This is a genomic window from Dysgonomonas sp. HGC4 (genome assembly GCF_001261715.1).
In the GTDB taxonomy this organism is placed as follows: Bacteria; Bacteroidota; Bacteroidia; order Bacteroidales; family Dysgonomonadaceae; genus Dysgonomonas_A.
In genome coordinates, this window is sequence record NZ_CVRU01000010.1 from 1 (window position 1) to 6,207 (window position 6,207).

Annotated in this window: 6 protein-coding genes; 2 read left to right on the top strand and 4 right to left on the bottom strand. The window is 35.1% G+C overall.

All coding sequences use genetic code 11. The features are described 5' to 3' along the window. Nucleotides 1-449 precede the first annotated feature (449 nt). A complete protein-coding gene (locus tag HGC4_RS00750) occupies nt 450-1,592 on the top strand; it encodes an acyltransferase family protein (protein WP_050708209.1) in 1,143 nt (380 codons plus the stop codon). Between the two features lie 110 nt (nt 1,593-1,702). On the opposite strand, the gene HGC4_RS00755 is transcribed toward HGC4_RS00750, so the two are convergent. From HGC4_RS00755 to HGC4_RS00765, 3 genes are read right to left on the bottom strand one after another with little or no spacing between them, the layout of a single operon-like run. Beyond that, complete coding sequence (locus tag HGC4_RS00755) at nt 1,703-2,890, bottom strand: class I SAM-dependent rRNA methyltransferase (protein WP_050708210.1); 1,188 nt, start codon at nt 2,888-2,890, stop codon at nt 1,703-1,705. Between the two features lie 50 nt (nt 2,891-2,940). Further along, nucleotides 2,941-3,534 carry a 3'-5' exonuclease gene (locus HGC4_RS00760; protein WP_050708211.1) on the bottom strand — a complete coding sequence of 198 codons (594 nt, stop codon included), beginning with the start codon at nt 3,532-3,534 and terminating at the stop codon, nt 2,941-2,943. Further along, the gene (locus HGC4_RS00765) at nt 3,528-4,106 is read right to left on the bottom strand and encodes a DUF5063 domain-containing protein (RefSeq protein WP_050708212.1); all 579 of its coding nucleotides are present in this window, start codon (nt 4,104-4,106) and stop codon (nt 3,528-3,530) included. The genes HGC4_RS00760 and HGC4_RS00765 overlap by 7 nt, the downstream gene beginning before the upstream one ends. 285 nt (nt 4,107-4,391) lie before the next feature. Here HGC4_RS00765 and HGC4_RS00770 point away from each other — a divergent pair, with 285 nt between their 5' ends. Then, nucleotides 4,392-5,381 (top strand): WG repeat-containing protein, encoded by a 990-nt coding sequence (locus HGC4_RS00770; RefSeq protein WP_050708213.1) that lies wholly within the window; start codon nt 4,392-4,394, stop codon nt 5,379-5,381. Between the two features lie 78 nt (nt 5,382-5,459). Here the strand turns inward: HGC4_RS00770 and HGC4_RS00775 are convergent. Next, the coding region (locus HGC4_RS00775) for a beta-1,6-N-acetylglucosaminyltransferase (protein ID WP_050708214.1) at nt 5,460-6,207 on the bottom strand (748 nt) is incomplete at its 5' end.

The window sequence follows — 6,207 nt, forward strand, 5'->3', positions numbered from 1 at the left end:
ATATATAAAAGAGGGTTGACAAATTATTTGTCAACCCTCTTTTTCTTTTAGAATAAGAGTTGGGGGAGATCACAAGAGAAAATGATGATTGCCTGAAAAAAGTATACTTGGTCTATTAATACTTGGTTTTATTGTCAGGTTTAAACTTCTCTTAAAGCTTCTATATTTCCGATATGTTTTTATCTAAAGGCTTAATGATCTAAGATTACAAATGGGTGTAGTCTTAGGTTGTTTATGTGTAGTTTGTTTAGAATTAAATATACTATAATATGCTTTATAGTATAATCGTTGTATTCCTTATAGGAGATTGAGAAAAATCGTATGTCTAGTCTGTAGCATATAAAACTAAGATTCATATAAAGTTATTATCGTTTTCGAGCAAAGGAAAAAAAATGTATTTTTGCCATTTCTATCGAAAAGCCTGAATATTAACAATAGAAATAAATCTTATGCTGAATACACAAGTCTCTAATGCTGCATTTACAGATACTAAGCCACATTATAATATACTCGATGGTTTGCGCGGAGTGGCGGCTATCATGGTAGTATGTTTCCATATATTCGAAGCTTTTGCAAGCAGTCATTTAGATCAAAGAATCAATCATGGTTATTTAGCAGTCGATTTTTTCTTTATCCTATCGGGTTTCGTTGTTGGTTATGCTTATGACGATCGCTGGGGGAAAATGACTACAAAGGATTTCTTTAAACGTCGAATTATACGTCTTCACCCAATGGTTGTGATGGGAGCTATTATAGGTGCAATCATGTTTTACACTCAAGGTTGTTCTGTCTGGGATGTGTCGACGGTTGCTGTTGGGGCATTACTTGTTGCCACATTGTTGAATGCACTATTAATTCCGGCTACTCCGGGTACTGAAGTTCGAGGAGTAGGAGAAATGTTTCCTTTAAATGGTCCAAGTTGGTCTCTATTCTTTGAATATATAGGGAATATTCTCTATGTACTGTTCATCCGAAAACTCTCTACTAAAGCTCTTGCGGTGTTGGTGTTTGTTGTTGGATGCGGCTTAGCGGCATTTGCTATATTGGGGCCATTAGGTGATATATGTGTTGGGTTTTCACTAACCGGCACAGAATTTACGGGAGGATCTTTGCGATTGTTATTTTCTTTTTCTGCCGGATTACTTCTTTCACGTATTTTCAAACCTACTAATATAAAGGGTGCTTTCTGGATATGTAGTCTATTTATTATAGCTCTCTTAGCTGTACCTCGTATAGGTGGAGCTGAACATCTGTGGATGAATGGAATATATGATACTTTATGTTGTGTTGTCTTTTTTCCGCTTCTTGTCTATCTAGGGGCTTCTGGAAAAAGCACCGATAAGTATACTACTCGGATATGTAAATTCTTAGGAGATATTTCTTATCCTTTATATATGGTACATTACCCATTTATCTATCTGTATTTTGCTTGGGTAAAGAATGATAACCTAACATTTGAAGAATCATTGTCTGGTGCAGCAGGGGTTCTTTTCGGAAGTATTATTCTAGCTTATATTTGTTTGAAATTCTATGATATACCGGTACGCAGATATTTGACAAACCGATTTTTAAAGCCAAAAAAGAATGTGTAACCTTTTCCGTTAAGGTCGATGGTTCTCATATACTAAAAAAAGAAGGAGCCTCTAATAAAGTACCTTCTTTTTTTATTTAAATACGAGATGCTCTCTCGGTTGTCGGTGTCTTATTCTACATATAATACCAACCCTTTAAGATATTCTCCTTCCGGATGATAGATGTTGATAGGGTGATCAGCAGGCTGAGTTAATTGATGTAATATTTTCACACTTCTGCCCGATTGAGCTGCTGCACTGAATACCGCAAGTCTGAAAGCATCTTTAGATACTACCTGAGAACATGAAAAGGTAAATAATATGCCTCCCGGTGCTATCTTGTCAAAAGCATTTGCATTTAGTTTTTTATAGCCTTGTAGAGCGTTTCTGATAGCTCCACGATGTTTCGCAAAAGCCGGAGGGTCTAAGATAATGAGGTCGTGTTCGCCTTTTTCTATCTTAGCTAAATATTTGAATGCATCCTCAGCAAAAGCTGCATGTCGGCTATCGTTCGGGAAGTTTAACTCTACATTGTTTTGAGTAAACATGATTGCTTTGGCTGAACTGTCTACCGAGTGTACCGATTTCGCTTCTCCACGCATGGCGTAAAAAGAGAAACCTCCAGTATAGCAAAACATATTTAATACAGATCTTCCTTTCGAGTATTTTTCGAGTAGAGATCTATTATCTCTCTGATCTACAAAGAAGCCTGTTTTTTGTCCTTTGATCCAATCGGCTTGAAATTTCAACCCGTTCTCAATAGCGAAATTATCTACGTTTTTTCCTCCAAAAAGGTAATCATTTTCGGGAACAACATTAGGCTTATTAAGCAAAGTTGTTTCAGATTTGTAATATACATTTTGTAAGGTTGAGCCTAATACCTCGATCAGCGCATTGCTTATATCTTTTCTCGAATCGTGCATCCCAACTGAATGCGATTGCATAACAGCCGTATTGCCATATATATCAATTACTAACCCAGGAAGGTTGTCTCCCTCTCCGTGAATCAGTCGGTATGCGTTGTTAGAGTCGGAAACAACTCCAATGGCTTTACGTAGATTATAGGCAATCTCTAATTTTTCTTTCCAGAATGTAGAATCTATTTTTCTTTCTTGAAAACTAAGGACACGAACTTCTATACTGTCGATCTGATAATGTCCTACGGCTATAAAATCGTTGTTCGATGTATATACGTTTACAACTTCACCCTCAGTTAGGTTCGAATCTTTTTGTGCAACTGCTCCTGAAAATATCCAGGGGTGAAAACGGCGAAGCGATTCTTCTTTCTTCGGTTTAAGTGTAATTTTTTTATAGCTCATATATTATTGATATGATAAGTTTTTAAGCAATATGGTTCCTCGTAAATACCTTATTTATCTTCTGCTAAACTGGGGTTGAGGCGTATTAATTTGTTGTATATCTGTAGGCATGCCCATGCATCAAGAGAGGCGTATTTTTGTTGGGCTTCGCTCAGTATATCTGCTTCCCAATTTGAAAGACGTTGGCTCTTAGAAATCTTTTCTCCAAATAATATGGCGTAGATTCTTTGTAGTCCATTGTCTTCTATTCCGAACTTCTTTACAAAAGATTGCAATTCTATAAAGTTTTTAGGCTCTAGCTGCATACGCTTTCTTATTGCCGAAAAATCGTCTTTAAGAGAAAGTCCGATTTTCTTTATGTCTGGACTAATTAGAATTCGACTAAGGCATTCAGGTATATCAATAAAGTTAAGCCTGAATAAGAAGCAAGTATCTTCGGTCGATAACTGCATCAATGCAATAGTTCGGATAAGTCCTTTTTTGAATGATGGACGGGTTTCGGTATCAAAACCAATCACCTTGTGCTGCTCTAGAAAAGAGGTTGCTTTTTGAGCCTCTTTCTCGGTTTGTACCACAATCATTCGTCCCGGAAAAACGGCTATTGGTAAGGTCGATATTTCTTCTTTAGATATTGTACTTACCACTCTTCTTGTATATTATCGGAGTCCAAATCGTCTTCGTCCGGATTTTCTTCACCTATCGAATATTTTAGAGAATGGAGTGCCCGTAGGACATTCACTAGTTTTTGTCCCCAGTAAAGTTTAAAGTTTTCATAACAGGTATATAAGCCTTCGCTCATATTCTCTTCGATACCCTGCTCGTATATGGATATAAAGTTTTTAATGTCTTGATATATATCTGCAATGTCTTCAGAGATACTTGCTGCGATAGGGGTATCACTATATTTCATGTCTTCCAGAAATACTTCCAGATAAGTATCATTCTCTTTGTAGGCAGTATATAGTTTAGATATTATATAATTGTAATCATCTTCAGTAACTGTTATTTCAGGATATATATCCTCTTCTATTTCTGTTTCGGGCAGTAACGCAGCTTTTAAATATAACAAAGGCAATAGCTTTGTTAATTTGTCAGTGTATTCTTTGCTTGTTTGATTCTCTGGGTTTTCTAAAAAAGTGCAGTATTGTACAGCAACTGTAACAAATTCTACTACATTTTTTGAAAACACGACATTGTTTGCCAACTCTTTTCCCATTGCTGAATATTTTATTCTATTTCGATATTACAAATTTAGGAAATAATATTGAAAGATAGTTCTTGTATGTTATATCTTGTGAAATCACTGATTATATCGGCTTTATCTTTGTATTACAATAACTAAATCGTACATTTGCAGAGAGTTTTGAGCGCGAATACCTTTTCTGTCGCTTTTGCAAGTGTAAACTTTACAGATAGTTACGATTGAGAAACGTGCCAATGAATATTTTGCTATACTTGTGTGATAAAGAAGAACTAACAATAAAAGATTTTAAAATATTTGATGAAAACAATTGCATTTTTACTAACCATTCTTTTGTCAATCGGTAGTGTTACTTACGCTCAAAAAGTTGAGATTTATCAGAATAAGGATAAATTTGGAATAAAACAAGGAGATAAAACCTTAGTGAAAGCTCAGTATGAGGCATTAGAATCGGTTGAAGAAGGATTCTTCGCATTCAGAAAAAAAGGTAAGTGTGGAGTGATTACTAAAAGTGGAACAACTATAATTCCGGAAGCATATGATGACATAAAGTCTTTTGGAAATGGTTTGTTCTTGGTGAAAGATGGTAAAACTTGGGGATTGGTAGATAGAACTAATAAGTTAGTGTTACCTATTGCTTACACAAGTTTCAAATTTGTGAATGATCATCTTTGTGAAGTTAAATCGCAAGGGAAATTCGGTCTTATCAATAAATATGGAGATGTTGTTATTCCTGCGCAATACGAGGGTGTAGCTCCTTTTAACGACTCTTTCTTTTTAATAGAAAAAGGAGGCAAGTCGGGACTTATAGATGATGCTGGGAAAATTGTTGTTGAAGCATTGTATGATGGCTTTGATAAAGTTGTAAATAAGGATCTTTATAATGTAAGATTGGGTAGTAAGATTGGCTTGATGACTCCAGAGGGACAAGTTGTATTAGCCCCTGTTTATGATGCAATAGAGGATGATTCGTGCATCGGGATGAAATTAACAGAGAATGGGAAAATAGGTTTTTATACAAAGACCCGTCATCTTATTGCTCCTACATATTCAAAAGTGTTATTTTATCAACCCGAACTTGGCTTAGCAGTTGTAGAAGAAGGTGGTAAATATGGTATTGTAACCGATCGTGGTACTGTTACGCCTTCAGCTTACGAAAATATAAGTCGTTTTTCTCCTAGAGGCATTGCTTTTGTTGAGAAGTCTGGAAAACTAATGGCTATCAATGTTGAAGGTCGTGAAATGGTTCTACAAGAAATTATGGGAGCAGGTAATCAACCTCCTCAATAAATAGAAATATATCAATTCTATATATAAAGAAAAGTCTATCTGATTCAGATAGACTTTTTTGTTTTAGGTTCTAATATTTTAGGTTTTGCTTATATCTGATTTGATCTTATCTAACAATGCCTCAGAAACAGGATATTCAAATTTTCGAGCAAATAATGCCTCGGAATTTTTTATGTTTTCATAATCGCTAAAATCCAGATTTGCAGGAAAATTTCCATTGCGTTCTTCCCAAATTATAAATCTCATATTGTTATTTATAATTGTTTCTTTCATGGGTGAATTTAAGAGAATGGTCTGAAAGAATATCTCTTCGGAACAAAATGAGTAATTGAATCTTTTTAAGTATTTGGGATGGTCGTTCATATACTGAAATACATGTTCGACGGATTCTCTCTTAAGAGACCAATAGGTTGATCCTCCAAATAAAGGAGGGAAATCTTTACTAAAACTTCTTTTGAATCCTATTGCTTTTTGAAGTTTAGAGAAACCTTTAATTAGTCTTTCATTTAATCCGGTTCTTCCATCTAATAAGTCGTACATGTTATAGCGAGATAACCTATCCATGCCATTTTCCGGCCAAGGGGAATAGGGTAGAGTATGATACTCCATAAAATCGTTGCCTTTATTGTTGTCGAAGAATTTAGAGAATCCCTCAAGAGGCTTGATCGGGTAATCATGTCCCGTTATTAGATGAAAGTATTTATTGTCTTTATTATCTATTGCTTCTTTTGCCAGTTCTAATATTGCTTTTAAATGATTAATGCCTCCCCAGTTTATTTTGTATTGTTGAGATACGTATTGTACTCTTTTTTTTGAAAATAATTTA